The organism is Leucobacter insecticola (genome assembly GCF_011382965.1).
In the GTDB taxonomy this organism is placed as follows: domain Bacteria; phylum Actinomycetota; class Actinomycetes; order Actinomycetales; family Microbacteriaceae; genus Leucobacter; species Leucobacter insecticola.
Genome location: NZ_CP049934.1, coordinates 2,108,193 through 2,131,041, shown reverse-complemented (window position 1 = coordinate 2,131,041; position 22,849 = coordinate 2,108,193). Strand labels below are relative to the sequence as shown.

Genomic DNA, 22,849 nt, shown 5'->3' with positions numbered 1-22,849 from the left:
ATGGCAGAAGAGACGATATTCAGCAAGATCGTGTCGGGGGAGATCCCGGTGAAGATCTTGGCAGAGACCGAGCGGGTGATGGCGTTTCCTGACATCAACCCGCAGGCCCCCGTGCACGTGCTCGTGATCCCGAAGGCGACGCAGTACCGCAACGTCGTCGAACTCGCCGCGGCTGAACCCGAAACTCTCGCCGAAATGGTGGCGGTTGCTCAGCAACTCGCAGATGAACTGGCAGAGGGCGAATTCCGCCTGATTTTTAACAGCGGCGCAAATGTTGGGCAGACCGTGTTTCACGTCCACGCCCACGTGCTCGCAGGCGACCTCAAAGAGCAGTCCCTCGTTGGATCCTGAACGCACCCCGCGCTCCAATGAAAGCGCGGAGACCGAGCTGCAACGCAGAATACTGCTGAGCGGCGTCGATCTTGCTTCGTTTCTCGGCCACCGGGATCAGCTGATCTCGGACCTCGAATCGCAGCATCCGGATGTGACGTTTCACGCTCGCGATGAAGTCCTCACACTCAGGGGACCCGCTACTCAGACGCGCGCCGCCGAGGAGGTCGTGCTTGAGGTACTCGAGCTGGCGCGGCGAAGCGGGCCTGTTTCGAAGCTTGACGTTCGCGAGGTGACACGCATGGTGCGCGCCGGCGACGGGCCGACCGCCGCTCAGAGGCTGAGCACTCCGATCCTGACCGTACGCGGTAACGCGGTGCGCGCGCAGACGAGCGGGCAGCGTGCCTATGTTGACGCGATTGACAACAACACGATCGTTTTCGGCATTGGTCCCGCGGGCACCGGGAAGACCTATTTGGCGATGGCGAAGGCTGTGCAGGCCCTGCAGCGACGTGAAGTATCGAAGATCGTGTTGACACGCCCCGCGGTCGAGGCTGGTGAACGCCTCGGGTATCTGCCGGGCTCGCTCGAAGACAAGATCGACCCGTACCTGCGTCCACTCTTCGACGCCGTCGGCGCCATGATGGACCCCGAGGTCGTGCCAAAACTTCTCGCGAGCGGCACCATCGAGGTCGCGCCCCTCGCATACATGCGGGGCCGAACCCTCAACGAGGCCTTCGTGATCCTCGACGAGGCGCAAAACACCACCCCCGAACAAATGAAGATGTTTCTCACGCGGCTCGGTTACGGTTCCAAGATGGTCGTGACGGGGGATATTACCCAGGTCGATTTGCCGCTGGCGGTCAGCGGGCTGCGGGTGGTGGGCCGGATCCTGCGAGGGGTCGAAGACATCCACTTCGCTGAGCTCAGCTCCGACGACATTGTGAGACACAGTCTGGTCGGTCGCATCGTTGACGCGTACCAGAGCTACAGCGAGTCTGAGGGCGCCGAGCCTCGCGAACGGGCGAGGCGGCGGAACAACGGGAAAGAAGCAGCGCAGTGAGTGTAGAGATTAACAACGAGTCCGGCATCACGATTGAGGAAGATCGGCTGCAGCGGCTTGCGATGTTTGTGCTCGAGTCAATGCACGTACACCCGGACACCGAGCTCGGCGTGATGATGGTTGACGAGGCCGCGATCGAGCAACTGCACGTGCAGTGGATGGACGAGCCGGGCCCGACCGACGTGCTGAGCTTTCCGATGGATGAGCTGCGCCCCGGCCGCATCGATGCGCCGACCCCGGCGGGTCTCCTCGGCGATGTGGTGATCTGCCCGCAGGTTGCAGAGCTGCAGGCCGAGGCCGCAGGACACGACCTGCCTCAGGAGATCGCAGTGTTGCTCACCCACGGCATGCTGCACCTCCTTGGCTTTGACCATGCGACGCCCGACGAGGAGGCCGAGATGTTTGGCCTGCAGCGCGACCTGCTGCTTTCGTTTGCGATGCGAGAGCGCGGTCGATGAGCGGCTTACTTGTCGTGGTGCTCCTTGGAGCAGCCATCGTGTTGCTCGCTGTCGGGGGGCTCCTTGCCGCTTCAGATGCGGCGTTGGGTGTGCGGTCCCGTGCCGAGTTGCTCGCGCTCGCGGATGAGTCCGGACGCGGCTCGCGTGCCATACGTGCGATCGCGGACGATGAAATCGGTCACTTCAATGCGCTGAGTTTCGCGAGAGTGTTGGCGGAGACACTTGCGGCGGTGCTGATCACGCTCGTGCTCGCGTATTCTCTTGACGAGCTGTGGCTTGAGCTGGTGATTGCGACCCTCGTGATGACGGTCGTCACCTTCGCGCTGGTGGGGGCCAGCCCGAGGAGCTTTGGCACGCACCGTCCTGACGCGGTGATCCGATTCTCGGCCTCGGTCGTTCACGCGCTTCGGGTGATTCTTGGCCCGGTGGCGACGGCGCTGATTCGGCTCGGCAACCGCGTCGCTCCAGGCCGCGGTTCCGGTGGTGCGAGATTCCGCGACGAACAGCAGCTCCTCTCCATGGTTGACCAGGCCGCCGAGCAAGCTCTGCTCGAGACGGACGACAGGGACTATATTCACTCCCTGGTGGAGTTTGGTGAGACCCTCGTGCGCGAGGTGATGGTGCCGCGCATCGACATGGTGACGATCAATGCTGAATCGACCGTGCGTGAGGCCTTCGAGCTGCTCATTGACTCCAGGCACTCCCGCATCCCCGTCATTTCTGGTGAGGTTGATGACGTCGTCGGAATCGTCTACCTGCGTGATGTCAGCCGGTTTATTCTGCGCCGTTTTGACGAGGCGGATACGGCCCAGGTGACCCGCATCATGAAACCCGCGGTCTTTGTGCCGGAGGTGCAGCGCACAGACAAGCTGCTGCGTCAGATGCAGCGCGACTCGAACCATCTCGCGTTGGCTGTCGACGAGTATGGCGGAATCTCGGGGCTCGTGACCCTGGAGGATCTCATCGAGGAACTGCTCGGCGAGATCTCCGATGAACACGATCGGGAGGAGCCCGAGATCACGCCGCAGGACGACGGATCATTCACCGTCAGCGCTCGGCTGTCCGTTGAAGATCTCGGTGATCTGTTTGGCATTGAACTCGACGATGACGAAATTGACACGGTGGGCGGTCTCGTTGCCAAACATCTGAGTCGTTTGCCCGAGCCGGGCGATACGGTCACCGTAGCCGGGATTGAACTGACCGCACTCGAAACTGAACGGCGGCGGCAACGACTGCTAACGGCCCGCGCGCGCTGGGTCGGCACAGAACCTAGTGAAGAGGATGAGCAATGACTGACGAGCTGCCGACAGAACGCACCGAACCCGAAACTTCGGGGGGCGGATCCGTGCCGTTTCGGGCTGGCTTCGTCTCCTTCGTGGGTAGGCCAAACGTCGGTAAATCGACGCTAACGAACGCGATCGTGGGCGAAAAGATCGCGATCACGAGCCCGAAACCCCAAACCACCCGGCGCGCTATCCGGGGAATCTCGCACCGCGAGAACGGGCAGCTCATCATCGTTGACACCCCCGGGATCCATCGCCCTCGGACACTGCTCGGGGAGCGTCTGAACGCGCTTGTCGAGGCAACCCTTGGCGACGTCGACGTCATCGGCTTCTGTGTGCCCGCTAACGAAAAACTGGGTCCGGGGGATCGCTTTATCAATGAGCGACTTGATGATTTCCCGCGTGCGAAGAAGGTCGCGATCCTCACCAAGGTCGACGAAGCATCCAAATCAGAGATCATCGATCAACTCACCCGCCTCGGCGCGCTGCGCGAGTGGGATGCCGTGGTCCCCATTTCCGCAGTGACCCGCGAGCAACTGGACGTGCTTTCAGACGTGCTGCTGAGCCTAATGCCCGAATCACCCCCGCTCTACGAGTCGGAGCAGACGACGGACGAGGCTGAGGATGACCGCATCGCCGAGCTGATCCGCGAAGCCACACTCGAAGGGGCGCGTGAAGAGCTTCCACACTCCCTCGCCGCGACCGTTGACGACCGCGAAGAACGCGAAGACGGACTGCTCGAGCTGTATGCGTCAATCTATGTGGAACGTGACAGCCAAAAGGGCATCGTTATCGGGAAGAGCGGATCGCGTCTGCGAGACGTGGGGGAGCGGGCTCGGCACGAGATCGAGGCGCTTCTCGGCCGGAGGGTATACCTGTCGCTGCGAGTGAAGGTGCTGAAAGAGTGGCAGCGTGACCCCAAGGCGCTCGGCAAGCTCGGGTTTTAGCGTCCCCCGAGAAACCGCCGCCACCGCCGCCACCGGCGAAGCCGCCGCCCGAGGAGCCGCCAGAGCTGCTGGAGGTGTAGCTCACGGCGGAGTTGAGTGAGCTTGTGAACTGTGAAAGCGTGCTGTTGATCCCGGAGAACCCGTGCACGCCGAGCCCGGGGTACCAGGCGGGAACGTATCCTGGGCTCTCAAGGTAACGCGTCTCGAGGATCTTGCCCCACTGCTTCTCAAGTCCAAACATCATGGCGTAGGGCAGTAGCTTTTCGTAGAGGTGCACAATTCTGGTGTCGCCGACTTGGATGCGTTCTGCTCCCTCGTGTGATTGCAGCATGCGGATCCGCTCAGTCTCCGCGACGCTGATGAAAAGCTTTACGCCCTCAAGGTACTCGCGGGTTTCCGCGCCGAGTGGCGTGTGCACGCGATGTTTGCTCATGCCAAAGGATCCGAGAGCGAGGGCGAACACTCCCAGAACGAGGGATATCGCCGAGGCCTCATTCCCACGCGTCAGAATCCCGAGCACCGCAAGCACCAGGAGCACCGCGAAGGTTCCGAGCGTGATGGAGCCGAGCAGCCTGGCGAGAGGGCTTGCGGCCTTCTCGAAATAGCCGCGCGCGGTGGCTTCCTTCGCGCCCAAACCCTTGATTGTTTCCATGCGCTTGGCGAATCGTTCATCGTTCTTGGGAATAGTGATGACCGTGCCGGGGGAAAGCTCAGGAAAGAGATCGTTCACCACGGCGGCATCGAGCGGGTCGCAGGCTACAGCAGGATCGAGGAGGCGCAGTGCCGGCTGAAGTTCCTTCTCGCCGAAGATACCTCGCTTCCCCTCGTTCTCTTCAATGCGGGCCACACCAGTCACGGCGAGGTGCACGAACTCGGCGGGTACGGGGGACACTGTATTCCCGACGATAGGTGCGGCGATGAGCGGGGGGAGGGAAGTTGGAACATCGTACTGAGCGACGACGACGCCGCGGGCGCTTCGACGTTTGCGTTGGAGCATGAAGACAGGGATCGTGCTCGCGAGGCCCGTTGCCAAGGCCGCACCCGCAAGGAAATAGGGCAGTGTGTCGAGCAGGAAGTTAGGGATTCGGGCGGGCGGTTGGGCGACACTGCCGGGATTCAGGCCAACGGCCACTGTGACGCCCTGCTGCGGTGCGAGCGGGATCGCGGGAACGGTGAACTGGTTGCCGGCCTCGTTCAGTGTCATCTCGCACTCGTCGCTCGACCCCGCGATTCCTTGATAGCACCGGAAATTCCCGTTGAGTTCGCCGGCGAGTTCGGGCGAGAGTGAAATCGTGGCCGAGAAGGCGTCGATCCGTTGCCGGTGCTCAAAGTCGACGAGATCCCAGTAGAACTCGTCGGCGCTAGCGTCGTCCCGGGCCAACACGGTGTCGCTGAGCGTGTAGCTGATGACATACGTTTGGACGCCGCGCACGTAGTTGTCGTCGCCAGTGAGGACCGCGACAAAGCCGCTGTCTTCTTCGATTTCGAAGGGGATCGGCGCACCGGCGAGGTCCGTGACGCTGAAGTCTCGCGGATTCGTCGAGGTGCCCTGGTAGTCGATGGGGAGTCCCCGCACGATGCCGCGATTTTGATTGAAGTCCGGGAAGCGTGCCGTCAGCGTCTCGGTGACCCGCGTGATGGCGCGGCCCTGCGCGTCAGTGCTGATTTGATAGTCGACGTGCCAGCTGTCATAGCTGAAGTTGTTGGTGTCGGCCTGGGCTGGAGGGGCCCAGGGTATGAGGGTCAAGAGCACCGTGAACAGGAGAGTGAAGCCGAGGGAAGTTCGCGCGGTAATACCCATGTATCCAGCTTAGAGGTCGCGCAAATCGCTTGTTCCGTGTTGAGTGTGGGGCAATAACACTGAAGGGTGGGCGCTGACCGCACCCACCCTTCAGTTTCTGCTTCGAACGATGGCTACATTGCCGGCGGCATCAGAACCGTGTCGACGAGGTAGACAGTCGCGTTTGCCGTCTGCACGCCACCGCAGATGACCGTTGCGCCGTTCACCATCAGTGCGTCGCCCGAGCCGGTCACCTCAAGGGTTCCACCCTCGACCGTCTCGTGCGTTCCTGCGATGTCTGCCGGTTCGATCTGCCCGGGGACAACGTGATAGGTGAGGATCGACGACAGCGTGTCGCTATCTGTCTTCAGTGATTCAATCGTTGCCGGGTCGATCTTTGCGAAGGCGTCATCAACGGGTGCAAACACCGTGAACTCGCTTCCGTTGAGGGTGTCAACGAGATTCACATTTGGGTTCAGCTTCCCGCTCACCGCAGAAACCAGGGTCTTCAGGAGCGGATTGTTGGAGGCCGCTACCGCGACGGGATCTTGTGACATGCCCACAATTGATCCGGCACCCTCGGGAACTGCCTCGGCGTAGGCTGCGCAGCCCGCACCCACGAGATTTGCGGCAGGATCCGCTGTCGTCATGCTCTCTTCAGGCATGGGGGTTGTCTGCTCCTGCTCAACCGGGTCCTTTTTCTCTTCCATTGCACAGCCGGTCAGTGCGAACGCGCCAGCAAGGGTCAATGCGAACGCTGCGGTGAGGGTTTTCTGGGTAGTAAACATGACGTTCTCCTCATTGAGTGGTGTGCCGCGGAATTCCACGGTCTGAAAGTGATTCGGAGCACTCGCCTCAGCGGATGGGTATTTTTTCGAAAAAATCCTCCTCCTCTGCGGAGCGATTCTGCTGACCTGTATCGGGCAACGCTCCAATCCAAACGGCTCACGGTTCCGAATACCCCTGTAATAGCGACACCGGAGGCTCGGAGGAACCCCATGGACACTGTTCTGATCGGCCTGCTGGGCGGGCTCATTACCGGCATCTCACCGTGCATTCTGCCGGCGTTGCCGGTCATCTTCCTCACCGCCGGCGCCCAATCGGCAGGCGTGGGCAAGACACCGGAGGTGATCGAAGCCCCCAGAAGTCGCCCGTACTTCGTCATTGCCGGACTCGTCACGAGCTTCACTGCGGTGACGCTGCTCGGCTCTCTGCTGCTCGGGCTTCTCTCCCTTCCTCAGGATGCCATCCGGTGGGCCGGGGTTCTCGTCCTGCTCCTCATCGGTGTCGGGATGCTGTTTCCGAGAGTGGAGCAGTTGCTTGAAAAGCCGTTTCAGTGGCTGCCCCGGCGCAGAGTGAATGACAAGGGCAACGGTTTTGGCATGGGACTCGCCCTGGGAACCGTGTTCGTGCCGTGCGCGGGACCGGTGCTCGCCGCGATTATCGTCGCGGGCGCAACGGGGACGATTGGCTTCGACACCGTTCTCTTGACCGCTTCGTTCGCGGTCGGTGTCGCGATTCCGCTGCTGATCTTCGCGCTTGCGGGACGCGGTCTCGTTGAGCGCATCAGGTTCTTTCGCAGTCGCGAGCGGGGGATCCGGATCACGGCTGCCGTCGCGATGATTGCTCTTGCAGTGGGACTTGCATTCAACGTGCCGCAGGCCATCCAGCGTCTTCTCCCGGACTACACGGCGGGTCTCCAACGTGATCTTGCCTCGAGCGATGCGGGGGAGCGTGCACTAAACCTCGGAGGCCTCATCACCGACGAGAACCGCGACCTCGACCGGTGCACGACCGGAGCCGACGAACTCGAATCCTGTGGCACAGCTCCCAGCATTCGTGGCATCGAGTCATGGATCAACACGCCTGGCGGTGCGCCCGTGGAACTCGAAAATCTCAGAGGCAAGGTCGTGCTTGTAGATTTTTGGGCGTACTCCTGCATTAACTGCCAACGTTCGATCCCGCACGTCGTTGCGTGGAACGATGCGTACCGGGATGCCGGGCTGCAGGTGATCGGCGTGCACTCACCCGAGTATGCGTTTGAAAAAGAGCGCGCGAACGTGGAGTCCGGCGTCAAGGAGTTTGGTATCGAGTACCCGGTCGCGCTCGACAACGCGCTCTCAACGTGGACCAACTACCGTAATCGCTACTGGCCAGCGCACTATCTCATTGATGCGAGCGGCACTGTGCGCCACATCTCGTTTGGTGAGGGGAACTACGCGGCGACCGAAAAGCTCATTCGCGAGTTACTCGCAGAGGCGAAGCCGGACGTGCGGCTCCCAGCAGTCACCGAGGTGACTGACGCCACCCCGGAACAGGGTGAGACAACGCAGGAGACGTTTCTCGGCTTCGCGAAGGACCAAAACTTCGCCGAGGCCGGAGCCTACCGTGCCGGCGAGCGCGAGTACCGGTTGCCCAAAACGCAGATGCCGGACACCTTCGCCTTGGAGGGTCTCTGGCGAGTTGAGGCCCAATCTGCAACACCGATCGACGCAGACGGGACGATCCAACTAAACTACCGCGCGAGCGAGGTTCGCATCGTCGTTTCGGGGCAGGGCACGCTTGCGATTAGCCGGGATGGCGAGTCACTGGATCCGGTCGACGTCAGCGGAACGCCTCGCTCCTATCCGTTGCTGACGAGTAATCAGCCGAGTGCGGGCACATTGCGGGTGCAGGTACCACCCGGTGTGCAAGTGTTTTCATTCACATTCGGGTAGCGCCGGGTGTCGAGATAGCCGGAAAGGAGGGTGATGGGGCATGCTTATGGAGATGGTAATCGACGGACTGGAGATACCCGAGGACGGGAGCGGGATCGATCCTGCCGACGCGGCCCTTGTTCGCTCCGCTTCCGGTGACCGCGACGCGTTCGCGGAACTGTACGACATGATGTCGGCGAGGGTGTTCGGACTCGTCCTCAGAGTGGTCGTTGACCCTTCACAGAGCGAGGAAGTGCTGCAAGAAGTCTTCCTTGAGGTGTGGCAGTCGGCGGCCTCGTTCGATGAGAATCGTGGGCATGCCAGATCCTGGATCTTGACGATCGCTCATCGCCGCGCCATTGATCGGGTGCGCTCGGCGAGCTCTCGTGCGCGCCGCGAAGAGCGGGTAGCCTTACAGGAGTTGCATACGTCGGCGGCCTCGGTTGAAGACCACGTGCAGCTCCTCATTGATGGCTCACGCGCGATCCGCGCACTTGACGCCTTGCCCGAGGCGCAGCGCCAAGCCATCGTCCTCGCCTATTTCGGCGGGTACAGCCAGCGAGAGATCGCGAGCCTGATGGGGGCGCCTATCGGCACCGTGAAGACCCGCATGCGCGACGGCCTATCGCGGCTCAGAACAGAGATGGAGGTGACACGATGAAACTTCAAGAGTTTCGCGACCTCTCAGCGGGGCACGCGCTCGGCGCGCTGAGCCCGGAAGAAGAGCAGAGCTTCAAGGCCGTGCTCGCCGCCCGGCCCGAGTGGCGGGACATTGCAGATACGGATGCCGCAGTGGCGGCCGAACTCGGACGGAGCCTGCCCGTGGTGCCGCCGCGCGCGCAACTCCGCGAACAGATTCTTTCGGCAATCGATCTGGATACGCAAACTGCAACTGAAGCGGATCATCCCAGTGTCGATCCTGAGCCTTCGACAGCGGTGAGCCGTCCCGGTTCGCCCTCTCGTCGCGCGTGGATCATCGGGGCTTTTGCGCTCGCAGCGTCGGTAGCGCTGTTTTCGACCGTAATGCTGGGGTCTGGCGTTCTCTTCCCGCCGTCGCCGGAAGAACCGGCGGTGGTTGCGCTCCACGAAGTCGAGAAGTCTCCAGACGCCGCTTCACGTACGGTGACGATTCCCGGCGGACCCTCCGTGACCCTGCACTGGTCGAATTCGCAGGGCATTGCCGTCCTGGTCGCCGAGAACATGGCGCCAGCTGCAGCGGGCGAAGACTATGAACTCTGGATCGTGCGCGGTGATGAGAAGAAGTCTCTCGGTCTGATGAAACCGGACGATGATTTGCGGAGCGTGTTCGCTACGAACGCCTTTGTTGCCGGTGACGTGGTCGCCGTCACGGTTGAGCCTGAGGGTGGATCGCCATCAGGGCTCCCCACCACGGAACCGGTTCTCGCGATCACGACAGTGCTATAGTGGGTGCCATGCTGTTCGGCTCGCTTCTCCTTAGCTGCCGCGACGGGGCCTAATTTCCAGGCCTTCCTCGTCGCGGTGTTTGTGTTTGGCTGAGCAAGAGTTGTAAACGAGGAAGACGAGCCCATGAAGAACACGCAACAGCCCTCCGGTATGCCGATTCACCGCTACCGTCCGTTCCACGAGATCATCAACGTGGATCTGCCGGATCGCACCTGGCCGAGTAAGCGGATCACCGAAGCCCCGCGCTGGTGTGCCGTTGATCTCCGCGACGGCAACCAGGCCCTCATTGATCCGATGAGTCCGGAACGCAAGCGGATCATGTTCGATCTGCTCGTCAAGATGGGCTATAAAGAAATCGAAGTTGGCTTCCCGTCCGCGAGTCAGACCGACTTTGACTTTGTGCGTCACCTCATCGAAGATAACGCGATCCCCGACGACGTCACCATTCAGGTTCTCACCCAGGCCCGTGACCACCTCATCAAGCGCACCTACGAGTCGCTGATCGGTGCGAAGCAGGCGATTGTGCACCTCTACAACTCGACGAGTATTCTGCAGCGCGACGTCGTGTTCCGTCAGGATCGCGAGGGCATCAAGCAGATCGCGATCGAGGGCGCGAAGCTCTGCGTCGCGAGCGAATCCATCTGCGCGGGCACCGACATTTTCTACGAGTACTCGCCGGAGTCCTACACTGGCACCGAGCTGGAATACGCTGCAGAGGTGTGCAACGCGGTACTGGAGATCTTCAAGCCGACGCCAGACCGCAAGGTCATCCTGAATCTCCCCGCAACCGTTGAGATGGCCACCCCAAACGTGTACGCCGACTCGATCGAGTGGATGGGGCGCAATCTCAACCACCGCGAGAACGTGCTTATCTCCTTGCACCCGCACAACGATCGCGGCACCGCCGTGGCGGCGGCCGAGCTGGGCTACCTGGCGGGCGCGGATCGCATCGAGGGCTGCCTGTTCGGTAACGGCGAGCGCACCGGCAACGTCGACCTCGTCGCGCTGGGCATCAATATGTTTACGCAGGGGATCGACCCGCAGATTGACTTCTCGCGCCTCGACGAGGTGCGTCGCACTGCGGAATACTGCAACCAGTTGCGTGTTCCGGAGCGCAGCCCCTGGGCCGGCGACCTGGTGTACACCGCCTTTTCTGGCTCGCACCAGGACGCCATCAAAAAGGGCTTTGAGCGCATGGAGCAGGATGCGGCTGCCGCCGGGGTCGGTGTGGACGACCTCGAGTGGGCCGTGCCGTATCTGCCGGTCGACCCGAAAGATCTGGGCCGCTCATACGAGGCCGTGATCCGCGTGAACTCGCAATCGGGTAAGGGTGGTGTCGCATATCTGCTCAAGACCGACCACAACCTCGATCTGCCGCGTCGTCTGCAGATCGAGTTCAGTTCAGTCGTTCAGGGGGTCACCGACTCCGAGGGTGGCGAGGTTTCGAGCGATGAGATCTGGCGGATCTTCCAGGATGAGTACCTGCCGGTGAATGGCGGCGACGCTGAACGCTGGGGCCGCTACGAAATCTTCCGGACGTCTTCAACGAGCGCGGGCGACGGCGTCACCGAACTCGTCGTCGACTATCGGGTTGGCGATGATGAGGCGCAGTCCACCTCGCGAGGCAACGGGCCCGTGGACGCGTTCCTGAACGCACTGAACGAGGCCGGTCACTCGGTCACGCTATTTGACTATGTCGAGCACGCGATGAGCTCGGGCGGTGACGCGGTCGCGGCCTCCTATGTCGATCTTGAGGTTGATGGTCAGCGCCTGTGGGGGGTCGGAATCGATCCTGACACGAGCCGTGCCACGCTCAAAGCCATCATTAGCTCGGTGAACCGTGCGGTCCGCAATCGTGTCCGCGAGACAGTGAACGCCTAGGTACTGTCACCGCCACACCGTGCGTTCGTACATATATTCGAATTTACGGTGTGGCGGTTGCCGCTATGTCGGCGGCGGGATCTAGGCTGATCGTGTGATTGCTTCGATTCATGGACAGGTGCTCTCCGCAGGCGCGGGGTGGGTGGTGATTGGTGTCGGCGGCTTGGGCATGCGCGTCGAAACCCCGAGCGGACGTGTTTCTCAGGCGCATCCGGGGGAGGAACTCATGCTCCACACCAACCTGGTCGTGCGCGAAGACTCGCTGACGCTGTTCGGCTTTGCGACCCAGAGCGAACTCGAGGTCTTCGGGCATCTGATCGCGGTGTCTGGTGTCGGGCCCAGAAGTGCGCTCGGCGTCCTTTCGAGCCTTACACCCGTTGACGTCGTTCGTGCGGTGGAAGCCGAAGATGAAAAGCCCTTCAAGCAGGTTTCGGGGATTGGCCCGAAGACCGCAAAGCTGATTGTCGTGTCCCTTGCAGGAAAACTGAAGGGGCTGGATCTTGGCACCGAGGAAGATGTTCGGGTGCAGGATCCCGACCTGGCGCTCGCAGAGGCCGTGAAGGATGGCCTCGTGGGTCTTGGCTGGGGCGATGCTGACGCTCGGCAGGCGGTGCAAGATGCTCGCGATGCGGGTGCGCCAGCTGATAGCGCAGGTCTGCTTCGAGCTTCGCTCGCGCTGCTACAGAGCGGTCGACCCGGTGCACGGGGCGTGGCGCGGTGACGGGGAGCTGTCGGCCCAGGCCTCGCCTGCTGAAGTCGGATACGAGGGTGCGCTACGCCCTGGCACGCTTGACGAGTTCATTGGCCAAGCCAAGGTTCGCGGCCAGATGAGCCTGTTGTTGAGCGCTGCAGGCATGCGTGGCGTTGCTCCCGACCATATCTTGCTCGCTGGCCCACCGGGGCTCGGCAAAACGACCCTCTCGATGATTGTGGCGACGGAACTCAATAAGCCGCTGCACCAGACTTCAGGGCCCGCAATTCAGCATGCGGGGGATCTTGCCGCCGTGCTCTCGGCGCTGACTCCCGGGGAGGTGCTGTTTGTTGACGAAATTCACCGGATGGCGCGCAGCGCAGAAGAGATGCTGTATCTCGCAATGGAGGATTTCAAGGTCGACATCATGGTCGGCAAAGGCGCTGGGGCGACCTCGGTGCCGCTTGAGCTTGCACCGTTCACTCTCGTCGGGGCAACGACGCGGGCCGGGCTGCTGCCAAACCCGCTGCGTGACCGCTTTGGTTTCACTGCGCACCTCGAGTTTTACTCTCAAGATGAACTCGCGAGTGTGGTCCGCCGTGCCGCCGGTCTGCTCGATTTCGACATCTCAGAGGCGGGGGTGCAAGAGATTGCGCGCCGCTCGCGAGGCACGCCGCGCATCGCGAATCGACTGCTGCGACGAGTGCGCGATTACTGCCTCGTGCACGAGACTCTCGGCGACACACCGAGTGTGCAGGCTGCGCTTACGCTCTACGACGTTGATCCGCACGGACTCGACCGCCTCGACCGGGAAGTGCTGCGAGCTGTGGTGGATCGATTTGACGGGGACCGGTGGGTCTATCGACGCTCTCGGTGTCGGTCGGGGAGGAAGCCGAGACCATCGAGGCGGTTGTTGAGCCGTTTCTCGTGCGCGCCGGGCTACTCAGTCGGACTCCGCGGGGAAGGGTAGCGACGCGGCTCGGCTGGGAGCATATTGGGCGCGTTGCTCCCGGCTCGCTATAAACTTGACCCCCACGCGTCAACGAGCACAGCAAATTCACTGTAAGCTTATGAGGTCTGTGCGCCCCGCGCGAACCTTGCACGCCCATCGAAAGGACCATCTTGGATCCGACAATCATACTCATGCTCGGCCTCGTCGTCGTCTTGATATTTTTCATGTTTCGCAACGGGAAGAAGCGTCAGGCCGCACAGCAAGAGATGCAGAACAACATGCGCCCGGGTGTTGAAGTGATGCTCCAAGGCGGCATCTTTGGCACCGTGCTGAGCATCGACGACGAAGAGAATCGCGTCACGCTGCAGAGCGGAACGAGCTCTATGGTGGTGCACCGCAACGCGATCGTGCAGATTGTCACTCCGGTCGATGCGCCAGCGTTCGAAGGTGCAGACGCAGATCTTGCTCCCGATGACGATCCTGCATTCGGTGAGCGTGTTGCTGAAGAACTCGCGGCGCCGGCTGACTCCACCGATTCCCCGAACCCAACGGTGGAATGTCAGCAGATACCAATTCAACAGATACTGACGGAAAGAGTGACGAAACGCCCAAGGCGTAGGTCACGGCTGCCGTGACCTCCACGCGGCAGTTCACCCGATTAGTTTAGAGAAAGCAGTACAGTTTTGGCGTCCACACCTGCGGTGCGGAGAGCGCGTCGCTCCCTCGTCTTTTTGTTGGTTTTCACAGTTGGGCTCGCTGGCCTGATCACCCTCGGGGTGTTTCGCAGCGACGCAACGTGGACGCCAAAGCTTGCCCTCGATCTGCAGGGCGGAACCCAGATTCTTCTCGCGGCCGAGCAGACCGACGGCAAAGCGGTAAGCGGGGAGCAGCTGCAGCAGGCAGTGTCGATCATCCGTCAGCGCGTTGACGCAGCCGGCGTCTCGGAAGCGGAAATCACCACGCAGGGCAGCCGAAATATTTCGGTGTCGATCCCGGGCAAAGTTGACGAGGAGACGATGCAGCGCATCGAGGCCTCGGCGAAGCTCGAGTTCCGTCCCGTCCTCGCCACCGACATTGGCATCGTGCCGGAACAACCTGCTGGCGAAGCCGATACGGAGGCGGAGGCGGAAGCGAAGCCCGGCGACGCAAAGACTGATGACGCGAAGAAGGACGACGCGGCAGCAAAGGCTGATGACGCGAAGAAGTCTGATGACACGAAGAAGTCTGACGACGCGAAGAAAGCCGACGACGCGAAGAAGGACGAAGGCGCGAAGAAGGACGACGCTGCCGAAAACCTTGATCCTGATCCGCTGCCCGAGGGCGCAGGCGACCTCGCGTGGATCACACCAGGTCTGCAGCAGCAATTCGCTGACTTCACCTGCACTGCCGAGAACACTCAGAATGCTCGTGAGTCCGCTGCTGATCGTCCACTCATCACTTGTGATGCGCGGGGCATGAAATACATTCTCGGTCCTGTGGAACTTGGCGGCGACGTCATCACCGACGCGAAGGCGCAGGCCGAGACGACCTCGCAGGGAGCGACCACCGGTGGCTGGGTCGTGCAGATTACTATGGACAAGAAGGGGACTGAGGTTTTCGGGAAGATCAGCACTCGGCTCTTCGGTGCACCTTCCCCTCAGGACCAGTTTGCCTTCGTGCTCGACGGCTCGGTGCTCTCGGCACCGACGATGCAGGGCCAGATCCTGAACGGCAAACCCTCCATCAGCGGTGATTTCACCCAAGAAGGCGCAAAGGCTCTCGCCGATCAGCTGAAGTTTGGTGCCCTGCCGATGGACTTCACCGTGCAGAGCCAGGAAGACATCTCCTCTACCCTTGGCGCGAACCAGCTCCAAGCCGGTTTGCTTGCTGGCCTTATTGGGCTCTTGCTCGTGGTTGTCTACTCGCTGTTCCAGTACCGTGCCCTCGGCACCCTGACGATCGCCTCGCTCGCCATCGCAGCGATCCTGACATACCTGTTGCTGACATTCTTCTCGTGGCGCCAAGGCTACCGGCTGTCCATGGCAGGCGTCGCGGGCATCATCGTCGCCGTTGGCTTTACGGCGGACTCTTTCATTGTGTACTTTGAGCGCGTGCGAGACGCGTTGCGAGACGGCTTCGCGATTGACAGCGCTGTTGAGCAGGGCTGGAAACGGGCCTTCCGTACCGTGCTTGCCTCCGACGGTGTGAACTTCCTTGCCGCGGTGATCCTGTTTATTCTTGCCGTTGGCAACGTCAAGGGATTTGCGTTCACTCTCGGCCTCACGACACTCGTCGATGTGATCGTGGTCGCGCTGTTCACTCACCCGATGATGACACTACTGGGCCGCACGAGGTTCTACCGAGAAGGCCATCCCGCATCTGGCCTTGATCCACGTCGTCTTGGTGCCGTGTATCGGGGGCGGGCGCAGTTCCGTGAGCCGGTCATCGCGAGCAAGGGCGCTGGCAAGAAAATTGCTCGTAGCCAGCGCGAGGCTGAACGTCGCCAGACGATCGCCGAGCGCAAAGCCGCTGAGAACTCCGCGGCATCAACCACCGGAAAGGAGAGCTAACATGGCTCGCTCATTCTCCGAATTTGGAAATGCGCTCTACACCGGTGAGAAGTCGATCGACTTCATCGGTCGCCGCAAGACCTGGTACATGGTCTCCGCGCTGCTTATCCTGATCGCTATTCTCGGGCCGGTCCTGCGCGGTGGCTTCAGCTTCGGCATCGAATTTACCGGGGGAAGTCAATTCCAGGTACACCTCGCTGAGGGGCAGGATCGCGATCCGAAGATTGCTGAGCAAGCGGTCGTGGAGGTGCTTTCCTCAAGCGCACCGCGCGTTTCAGCGCTTGGCCCCACCGATGTGCGTGTTCAGACCGAGGCCTTGAAAGAATCAGAGAATCTCGCGGTCACGGCGTCGCTTGCAAAGGCCTACGGAGTAGAGGAAGCCGATGTTACCTACTCCTTTGTGGGCCCAGCCTGGGGTCAAGACATTACGAGACAGGCGTTGATCGCACTCGTCGTCTTCATTGTCTTCGCGACAGTGGTGATGGCGCTGTACTTCCGCACCTGGAAGATGTCGCTCGCGGCGATGGCAGCGCTGTTCCATGACCTCATCATCACGGCGGGAATCTATGGGCTTTCCGGCTTTGAGATTACCCCGCGGCGATGATCGGGTTCCTTACGATCTTGGGCTACTCCCTGTACGACACAGTGGTGGTCTTTGACAAGATTCGCGAGAACACGTCACCGGGCGAGATGGGGGACCGACGCACCTTTGCTGAAGCGGTGAACCTCGGCGTCAACCAGACTCTGGTGCGCTCGATTAACACCTCAGTCGTAGCGTTGCTGCCGGTTGCTTCGATTCTCTTTATCGGTGCCTTTGCGTTGGGTGCGGGAACGCTGCGCGATATTGCGCTCGCGCTCTTCATCGGAATTTTCGTCGGGGCCTACTCAACGATCTTCATCGCCGCCCCGTCTACGCGCACTTGCGTGAGGGAGAGAAATCGGTTCAAGAGCGAGATGCGAAGGTGCTGAAGGCTCGCGAGAAGGAAGAGTCCGAAGCGCTCTCCAATGAGCCAGAAGTCAGCAACGGCTAACCGCGCAATCATGGTCCCTCGCCCTGAACGCTTGTTCTGAGCGGGGGACCATTTCCTTGGTGGCAGCTCGCCGTTTCGCAGGAATGGTGGACTGTGGTGTAGCGTTCAATCATTCAAGGGAGGTTGGTCGTGGCAGTGAACGATACCGCGCAGAGTGCGACTACGTCACTGCGCCGTCTGGTACCAAGGATCTTCTCGCGCGGGAGTTCTCCCGGCGCGGTTGACCAGCTGGTTCGGACGGTGAGAGGCAATCACCCTCGGGCAGACCTCTCCATGATTGAGCGCGCCTACACGGTGGCTGAACGCGCTCACCGTGGCCAGAAACGTCGAAGTGGTGAGCCCTACATCACCCATCCCATTGCGGTAGCCCAGATTCTCGCCGACCTAGGTATCGCGCCAGTAGCGATCGCTGCGGCGCTGCTGCACGATACCGTTGAAGACACCGATTACTCGCTGGTACAGCTCACGGAGGAGTTCGGCGAGGAAATTGCGATGCTCGTTGACGGCGTCACCAAGCTGGACAAAGTGAAGTATGGGGACTCGGCGCAAGCGGAGACCGTCCGCAAGATGGTGGTCGCGATGTCGCGTGACATTCGCGTACTTGTCATCAAGCTCGCGGATCGGCTCCACAACGCGCGAACCTGGGGCTTTGTTTCGGGGGATTCGGCGAAGCGGAAGGCTCAAGAGACACTTGAGATTTACGCTCCGCTCGCTCACCGGCTCGGCATCCAGTCGATGAAGTCTGAGCTTGAAGACCTTTCCTTTGCCGTACTAAAGCCCAAGCTCTATGCGGAGATTGAGAACCTGGTCAGCCAGAGGAACCCGCAGCGCGACGAGGTGGTCGGCGCGGTCATCCAGTCGATTAACTCGGATCTACGTGAGGCGAAGATCCGCGGCGAGGTCACGGGGCGTCCGAAAGAGCTCTATTCGATTTACCAGAAGATGATCGTTCGCGGTCGTGAGTTTGACGATATCTACGACCTCGTAGGAATCCGAGTGCTTGTGAACTCGATCCGCGACTGCTATGCCGTGCTGGGGGCCGTACACGCGCGCTGGACACCAATCCCGGGGCGGTTCAAGGATTACATCGCCACGCCGAAATTCAACCTGTACCAGTCGCTCCACACCACAGTGATCGGCCCTGACGGCCGTGCCGTTGAGATTCAGATTCGCACCGTTGAGATGCATCAGCGTGCGGAATATGGCGTTGCGGCGCACTGGAAGTATAAGCAGCGACAGCAGGGCTCGCAGAACCCGAGCTCGAACGACATGGCTTGGCTCGCGCACATCTCCGACTGGCAGGCGGAAACAGAGGACCCCAGCGAATTTCTCGACGCCCTCCGTTTCGAGATTGGCGCCAAAGAGGTGTACGTTTTCACTCCGAAGGGCCGCGTGATCGGGTTGCCGGCAGGCGGCACGACCGTTGACTTTGCGTATGCGGTGCACACCGAGGTCGGACACCGCACGATGGGTGCACGGGTGAACGGGCGGCTCGTGCCACTGGAAACGGCACTGCAGAACGGCGACGTCGTTGAGGTTTTCACTTCGAAGGATCCAAACGCTGGCCCGAACAAGGCGTGGCTGAACTTCGTCAAGAGCAAGCGCGCTCAGAATAAGATCCGTCAGTGGTTCACGAAGGAACGCCGCGAAGAGGCGGCTGAGACAGGCAAGGTCGAGATCACAAAGGCGCTGCGTAAGCAGGGACTCCCGCTGCACCAGGTGATGAACTCCGCTGCGCTGCAGCAAGTCGCCCTGCAGTTGCGCTACGCGGATGTTACCGCGCTCTATGCGGCGGTCGGTGAGGGGCATGTCTCGGCCCAGTCGGTGCTCGAGAAAGTATCTGCGCTCGTCTTTGATGACCAGGTGTCTACTGAGCCTGCTCTCGCGACCCTTCCGATCATCGAATCGCCACGGGTGAGTAAGCCGAACTCCACAAGCGGTGTCGTCGTTACCGGCGCGAGCGATGTGCTCGCCAAGCTCGCGAAGTGCTGTACTCCGGTGCCGGGTGACGAGATCCGCGGCTTCGTGACGAAAGGGCAGGGTGTTTCGGTACACCGGCTTGACTGCCACAACTACCAACAGTTGCAGAACCAACAGGAGCGCCTGGTTGAGGTTGAATGGGCCCCAACGTCAAAGAGTGTCTTCCTGGTGCAGATCCAGGTGGAAGCGCTCGACCGCTCGGGACTTCTCTCTGACGTGACTCGCACACTCTCGGAGCACCACGTCAATATTCTCTCTGCTTCGGTCAATACCTCCACTTCTCGGCTCGCGATCAGCCGTTTCCTATTTGAGATGGCGAACGCAACCCATCTTGACCATGTACTGAACGCCGTTCGCCGCATCGACGGCGTGTACGACGTCTACCGCATCACGTCGTAGTCACGCGGCGGAACGGCTAGCCTGCCGCGCAGATCTCGAGCTTCCGTAGGGCCTGCGCTCGATAGGGTCGTGGACCCGCGAGCAGTGCCTCCCGGATTGAAACGTGGCCTCCCGGCACAAGTGCGAAGAGTAAACGACACGCGACCCGGCTGTGCAGGTCGAGCTCGCTTGGGTTTCGAATCAAATCGATAATCGTGCGCGGCGGTGTTGTGACCGCGTAGGGCCCGAACTCCTGCACGTCATCTTCGCGAATCACCAGTTGCTGGAGATCATAGTCCGGCGTGCCGGATGAGCGTGCTCTGCGACCATACCTCGTGGAAAGCTGCAGAGGTAGCCGTGCGTTGCGCGCTGCGCCCCACACCCACGCCGCGGTGAGACGGACCGCGATTCTGTTGCCAGCGAGCCAGGGTGCGAGAGCGTACGCTCGAACCCTTGGTGTTTCCGGCCACGCCGCGAGTCTGAGACCAGGGCCGCATCTCACGAGCGTCCCCCGGATGGTCTCCGCAGAACGCTCAGCCTGGCTCCAGCCCATGAGGTCGGGTGGCGAGGGCGGCGGCCGCGAGCGAATGGCTTGCGGGACGAACGAGTGCACGCTTGAAAGATCCATGCGTTCAAGCGTGCACCCTTAAGCCGTCTTGTGCGGCCTCGCAGTAAATCTGTGGAGAACTATTCCGCGGAACGCTGGTTCAGTCGCCTGTGAGCGGAGGTTGAAAAACGCGCTAATCCCCGAGCGCTGCGAGCCAAGACTGCTGGGTCGCAAGCTTTGATTCAGCCTCCGCCTTCGCCTTCTTGTCGCCGGCGGCCTCAGCCGCAGCGATCTGCGCGGTGAGATCGGCAATCGAGTCCTCAAGCTGGCCACGAAGACCCTCGCTGCGCGCCTTCGTCTCTGGATTCGACTTCTTCCAGTGATCGTCCTCAAGTTCCTTGACGTGGTCCTCGATCTTGCGCAGCTGAGCCTCGGTGTCACGCAGCGACGCGCGCGGCACGCGGCCGATTTCATCCCAGCGGATTTGGATAGCGGTGAGCAGTTTGCGCGCTGCAACGTGATCCTTCTCCGCAAGGATCGGCTCAGCCTCCTCGAGCAGGGCCTGCTTCGCGAGGAGGTTCGCGGCCTCTTCTTCGCTGGACTGTGCTTCCTCGGCGGCCTTCGCCTGGTACAGCACGTCGCCAGCGGCCTTAAATCGGGCCCAGAGCTGGTCGTCAATCTTGCGGCTGGCGCGCCCTGCGTTCTTCCACTCGTCAAGCAGCGAGCGATATGCGGAAATACCGTCGACTCCTCGGGGGGCAAGCGCTTCTGCGGAGGCAATGATGCGCTCCTTGCGCTGCTTCACGTCCTTGTTTGTGGCGTCCATCTGCGCGAAGTGAGCGCGGCGAGCCGTGTCGAAGCTCTGCCGGGCAGCGCGGAAGCGCTTCCACAGTGCGTCGGCCTGCGACTTCGCGACCTGGGGTCCGTTCTTCTGAGCGGCCTGCCAATCGTTGAATAGCTGTTCGAAGGCGAGGCTCGTGTCTTTCCAACGGATGGAAGCTTCCGGCTGTGCGGCAAGGCGTTCCGCCTCAACAGCGATCGCTTCGCGCTTCGCGAGCGCTTCCTGGCGCGCTGCCTCACGCTCTGCCTGCTGTTTCTCGTTGAGCTCAGCTGCTTTTCCGCCGAGCTTCTCGACGCGCGCTCGGAGGCTGGCGAGGTCACCAACAGCTGCGGGCTCAACCAACTGCGCCTGCAGCTTCGTGACGGTCTCCGCGACCGACCCCTCGGCGGTGCCGCGCGCGATGCGGGCTTCGAGGAGAGTCACTTGACCCTCGAGATCTGAGAATTTCCGAGTGAAGTAGGCAAGCGCCTCTTCGGGGGTACCGTCTGGGAACGATCCGACTGCACGCTCGTTGTCGCCCTCGCGGACATACACCGTACGATCTTCGTCGACTCGGCCCCAGGGCTTCTCGTTGCTCGCTTCGCTCACCGTGCTACTCACCTGTCGATAACGGGGTCAGCAGGATTGCCGACCGAATGTGACTCTTCCAACTATGCCATAGCTGAGCATCGATAGCATGGCAGGGTGAGCACCTCAGCAATTCCCGGACACACGGCACCCCTCGCCGTGCGCATGCGCCCGCGCTCGCTCGATGAAGTTGTGGGACAGCAGCACCTGTTGCGCCCCGGCTCACCGCTGCAGGTTCTTGCCGCCGCCGGAGAGGCTTCGCAGGGGGCGGTGTCGATCATTCTGTGGGGTCCGCCCGGCACCGGAAAAACCACGCTCGCGCAGGCAATCGCGCACTCGAGTGGTCGGCGGTTCGTTGAGCTCTCCGCGGTAACGGCAGGCATCAAAGACGTCCGTACGGTCATGGAGCGTGCGCTGAACGACCGTGATCTGTACGACATCGCGACGGTGCTTTTTCTGGACGAGATCCACCGATTTACGAAGGCTCAGCAAGACGCGCTGCTGCCCGGCGTAGAAAATGGCTGGGTCACCCTTGTCGCGGCGACGACCGAGAACCCCTCGTTCTCGGTGATCAGCCCGTTGCTGTCGCGGTCGCTGCTGCTCACACTTGAACCGTTGCAGGATCAGGACCTGCGAACCCTCCTCACCCGCGCGATTCAGGATCCTCGCGGGCTCGGAGACACCGTTGGGATCGACGATGATGCGCTCGATGCGCTGATCCAGCTGGCCTCCGGCGACGCCCGGCGCGCCCTGACCGGGCTTGAAGCGGCGGCGGGTTCCGCCCTCGCGGGGGTCGAGGGTGAAGAGACGCCCGTCATTACGGCCGAGATAGTGTCGGCATCGATTGACCGGGCGCTCCTGCGCTACGACAAAAACGGCGATCAGCACTACGACGTCATTAGCGCCTTCATCAAGTCGCTGCGCGGTTCGGATCCTGACGCCGCGATCCACTATCTTGCGAGAATGATCGAAGCGGGGGAGGATCCGCGATTCATTGCGCGCAGACTCATGGTTCACGCCGCTGAAGATGTGGGAATGGCGGATCCCCAGGCGCTACTGATCGCGGTCGCGGCGGCTGAGGCGACGCAGCTGATTGGGCTTCCCGAGGCGCGGATCCCGCTTGCTGAGGCAACGATCTACATTGCGACGGCGCCGAAGTCGAATGCGGTGATCAGCGCAATTGATGCGGCGATCGCGGATGTGAAGGCCGGGCGATTCGGGCTCGTTCCGATTCACCTGCGCGACGGGCACTATCCGGGCGCGAAACGGCTCGGCCACGGCAAGGGCTACAAGTACCCCCACAATGATCCGCGTGGCGTCTCGGAGCAGCAATATCTCCCCGATGAGCTCGTCGGGCGGCGGTACTACGAACCGGTATCGCGCGGGCATGAACGCGAGATCGCGGACCGACTCGAGAAGATCCGCCGCATCACCGGCGGAATCTGATAAG

16 protein-coding genes and 3 pseudogenes are annotated in these 22,849 nt (G+C 61.6%); 16 read left to right on the top strand and 3 right to left on the bottom strand.

The window, feature by feature from the left end:
• The 5 genes from G7067_RS09835 to era are packed head-to-tail and all read left to right on the top strand — an operon-like array spanning nucleotide 1 to nucleotide 4,081.
• The gene (locus G7067_RS09835; RefSeq protein WP_166323865.1) at nucleotides 1-351 is read left to right on the top strand and encodes an HIT domain-containing protein; all 351 of its coding nucleotides are present in this window, start codon (nucleotides 1-3) and stop codon (nucleotides 349-351) included.
• Nucleotides 341-1,393, top strand: a complete 1,053-nt coding sequence (locus G7067_RS09830; RefSeq protein ID WP_425280676.1) for a PhoH family protein — start codon at nucleotides 341-343, stop codon at nucleotides 1,391-1,393. The genes G7067_RS09835 and G7067_RS09830 overlap by 11 nt, the downstream gene beginning before the upstream one ends.
• Nucleotides 1,390-1,851, top strand: coding sequence for an rRNA maturation RNase YbeY (gene ybeY / locus G7067_RS09825; RefSeq protein WP_166323861.1), 462 nt, complete (start codon nucleotides 1,390-1,392; stop codon nucleotides 1,849-1,851). Before G7067_RS09830 ends, ybeY begins: the two co-directional genes overlap by 4 nt.
• Complete coding sequence (locus G7067_RS09820) at nucleotides 1,848-3,143, top strand: hemolysin family protein (protein WP_166323859.1); 1,296 nt, start codon at nucleotides 1,848-1,850, stop codon at nucleotides 3,141-3,143. The genes ybeY and G7067_RS09820 overlap by 4 nt, the downstream gene beginning before the upstream one ends.
• The gene (gene era / locus G7067_RS09815; protein ID WP_244301052.1) at nucleotides 3,140-4,081 is read left to right on the top strand and encodes a GTPase Era; all 942 of its coding nucleotides are present in this window, start codon (nucleotides 3,140-3,142) and stop codon (nucleotides 4,079-4,081) included. Before G7067_RS09820 ends, era begins: the two co-directional genes overlap by 4 nt.
• 271 nt (nucleotides 4,082-4,352) lie before the next feature.
• Here the strand turns inward: era and G7067_RS09810 are convergent.
• Both G7067_RS09810 and G7067_RS09805 read right to left on the bottom strand, forming a co-directional pair.
• Nucleotides 4,353-5,882 (bottom strand): annotated as a pseudogene (locus G7067_RS09810) (DUF2207 domain-containing protein); the annotation flags it as partial.
• A gap of 113 nt (nucleotides 5,883-5,995) precedes the next feature.
• Nucleotides 5,996-6,649, bottom strand: coding sequence for a fasciclin domain-containing protein (locus tag G7067_RS09805; RefSeq protein WP_166323857.1), 654 nt, complete (start codon nucleotides 6,647-6,649; stop codon nucleotides 5,996-5,998).
• Nucleotides 6,650-6,859: 210 nt separating this feature from the next.
• On the opposite strand from G7067_RS09805, the gene G7067_RS09800 reads away from it, so the two are divergent.
• From G7067_RS09800 to G7067_RS09755, 10 genes and pseudogenes are all read left to right on the top strand, one after another.
• Nucleotides 6,860-8,578 carry a cytochrome c biogenesis protein DipZ gene (locus G7067_RS09800; RefSeq protein ID WP_166323855.1) on the top strand — a complete coding sequence of 573 codons (1,719 nt, stop codon included), beginning with the start codon at nucleotides 6,860-6,862 and terminating at the stop codon, nucleotides 8,576-8,578.
• A gap of 40 nt (nucleotides 8,579-8,618) precedes the next feature.
• Nucleotides 8,619-9,218, top strand: a complete 600-nt coding sequence (gene sigK / locus G7067_RS09795) for an ECF RNA polymerase sigma factor SigK (protein WP_205881123.1) — start codon at nucleotides 8,619-8,621, stop codon at nucleotides 9,216-9,218.
• Entirely contained in the window at nucleotides 9,215-9,982 is a 768-nt protein-coding gene (locus tag G7067_RS09790; protein ID WP_166323853.1) for an anti-sigma factor, read from the top strand. Before sigK ends, G7067_RS09790 begins: the two co-directional genes overlap by 4 nt.
• Nucleotides 9,983-10,105: 123 nt before the next feature.
• Nucleotides 10,106-11,863: a 2-isopropylmalate synthase gene (gene leuA, locus G7067_RS09785; protein ID WP_166323851.1), complete on the top strand. Its 1,758-nt coding sequence runs from the start codon at nucleotides 10,106-10,108 to the stop codon at nucleotides 11,861-11,863.
• 94 nt (nucleotides 11,864-11,957) lie between these two features.
• Nucleotides 11,958-12,584 carry a Holliday junction branch migration protein RuvA gene (ruvA, locus tag G7067_RS09780; protein WP_166323849.1) on the top strand — a complete coding sequence of 209 codons (627 nt, stop codon included), beginning with the start codon at nucleotides 11,958-11,960 and terminating at the stop codon, nucleotides 12,582-12,584.
• Nucleotides 12,562-13,577, top strand: a pseudogene (gene ruvB, locus G7067_RS09775) (Holliday junction branch migration DNA helicase RuvB). Before ruvA ends, ruvB begins: the two are co-directional and overlap by 23 nt.
• Nucleotides 13,578-13,676: 99 nt before the next feature.
• Nucleotides 13,677-14,141, top strand: a complete 465-nt coding sequence (gene yajC, locus G7067_RS09770) for a preprotein translocase subunit YajC (protein ID WP_244301051.1) — start codon at nucleotides 13,677-13,679, stop codon at nucleotides 14,139-14,141.
• 48 nt (nucleotides 14,142-14,189) lie between these two features.
• On the top strand, nucleotides 14,190-16,055 hold the full coding sequence (secD, locus tag G7067_RS09765; protein WP_166323847.1) for a protein translocase subunit SecD: 1,866 nt from the start codon (nucleotides 14,190-14,192) through the stop codon (nucleotides 16,053-16,055).
• Between the two features lies 1 nt (nucleotide 16,056).
• Nucleotides 16,057-17,086, top strand: a pseudogene (gene secF / locus G7067_RS09760) (protein translocase subunit SecF).
• Between the two features lie 129 nt (nucleotides 17,087-17,215).
• Nucleotides 17,216-19,465, top strand: coding sequence for a RelA/SpoT family protein (locus G7067_RS09755; RefSeq protein ID WP_425280675.1), 2,250 nt, complete (start codon nucleotides 17,216-17,218; stop codon nucleotides 19,463-19,465).
• Between the two features lie 719 nt (nucleotides 19,466-20,184).
• On the opposite strand, the gene G7067_RS09750 is transcribed toward G7067_RS09755, so the two are convergent.
• Complete coding sequence (locus tag G7067_RS09750; RefSeq protein ID WP_205881121.1) at nucleotides 20,185-21,420, bottom strand: DUF349 domain-containing protein; 1,236 nt, start codon at nucleotides 21,418-21,420, stop codon at nucleotides 20,185-20,187.
• Between the two features lie 144 nt (nucleotides 21,421-21,564).
• Between G7067_RS09750 and G7067_RS09745 the strand changes: the two genes are divergently transcribed.
• Nucleotides 21,565-22,845, top strand: coding sequence for a replication-associated recombination protein A (locus tag G7067_RS09745; RefSeq protein ID WP_166326044.1), 1,281 nt, complete (start codon nucleotides 21,565-21,567; stop codon nucleotides 22,843-22,845).
• Nucleotides 22,846-22,849: the final 4 nt, after the last annotated feature.

Excerpts from the sequence above, each read along its gene's own strand:
- G7067_RS09835 (WP_166323865.1), top strand. The coding sequence starts at position 1 with ATGGCAGAAGAGACGATATTCAGCAAGATCGTGTCGGGGGAGATCCCG.
- G7067_RS09820 (WP_166323859.1), top strand. The coding sequence starts at position 1,848 with ATGAGCGGCTTACTTGTCGTGGTGCTCCTTGGAGCAGCCATCGTGTTG.
- era (WP_244301052.1), top strand. The coding sequence starts at position 3,140 with ATGACTGACGAGCTGCCGACAGAACGCACCGAACCCGAAACTTCGGGG.
- G7067_RS09805 (WP_166323857.1), bottom strand. The coding sequence starts at position 6,649 with ATGTTTACTACCCAGAAAACCCTCACCGCAGCGTTCGCATTGACCCTT.
- G7067_RS09800 (WP_166323855.1), top strand. The coding sequence starts at position 6,860 with ATGGACACTGTTCTGATCGGCCTGCTGGGCGGGCTCATTACCGGCATC.
- sigK (WP_205881123.1), top strand. The coding sequence starts at position 8,619 with ATGCTTATGGAGATGGTAATCGACGGACTGGAGATACCCGAGGACGGG.
- G7067_RS09790 (WP_166323853.1), top strand. The coding sequence starts at position 9,215 with ATGAAACTTCAAGAGTTTCGCGACCTCTCAGCGGGGCACGCGCTCGGC.
- leuA (WP_166323851.1), top strand. The coding sequence starts at position 10,106 with ATGAAGAACACGCAACAGCCCTCCGGTATGCCGATTCACCGCTACCGT.
- G7067_RS09745 (WP_166326044.1), top strand. The coding sequence starts at position 21,565 with ATGCGCCCGCGCTCGCTCGATGAAGTTGTGGGACAGCAGCACCTGTTG.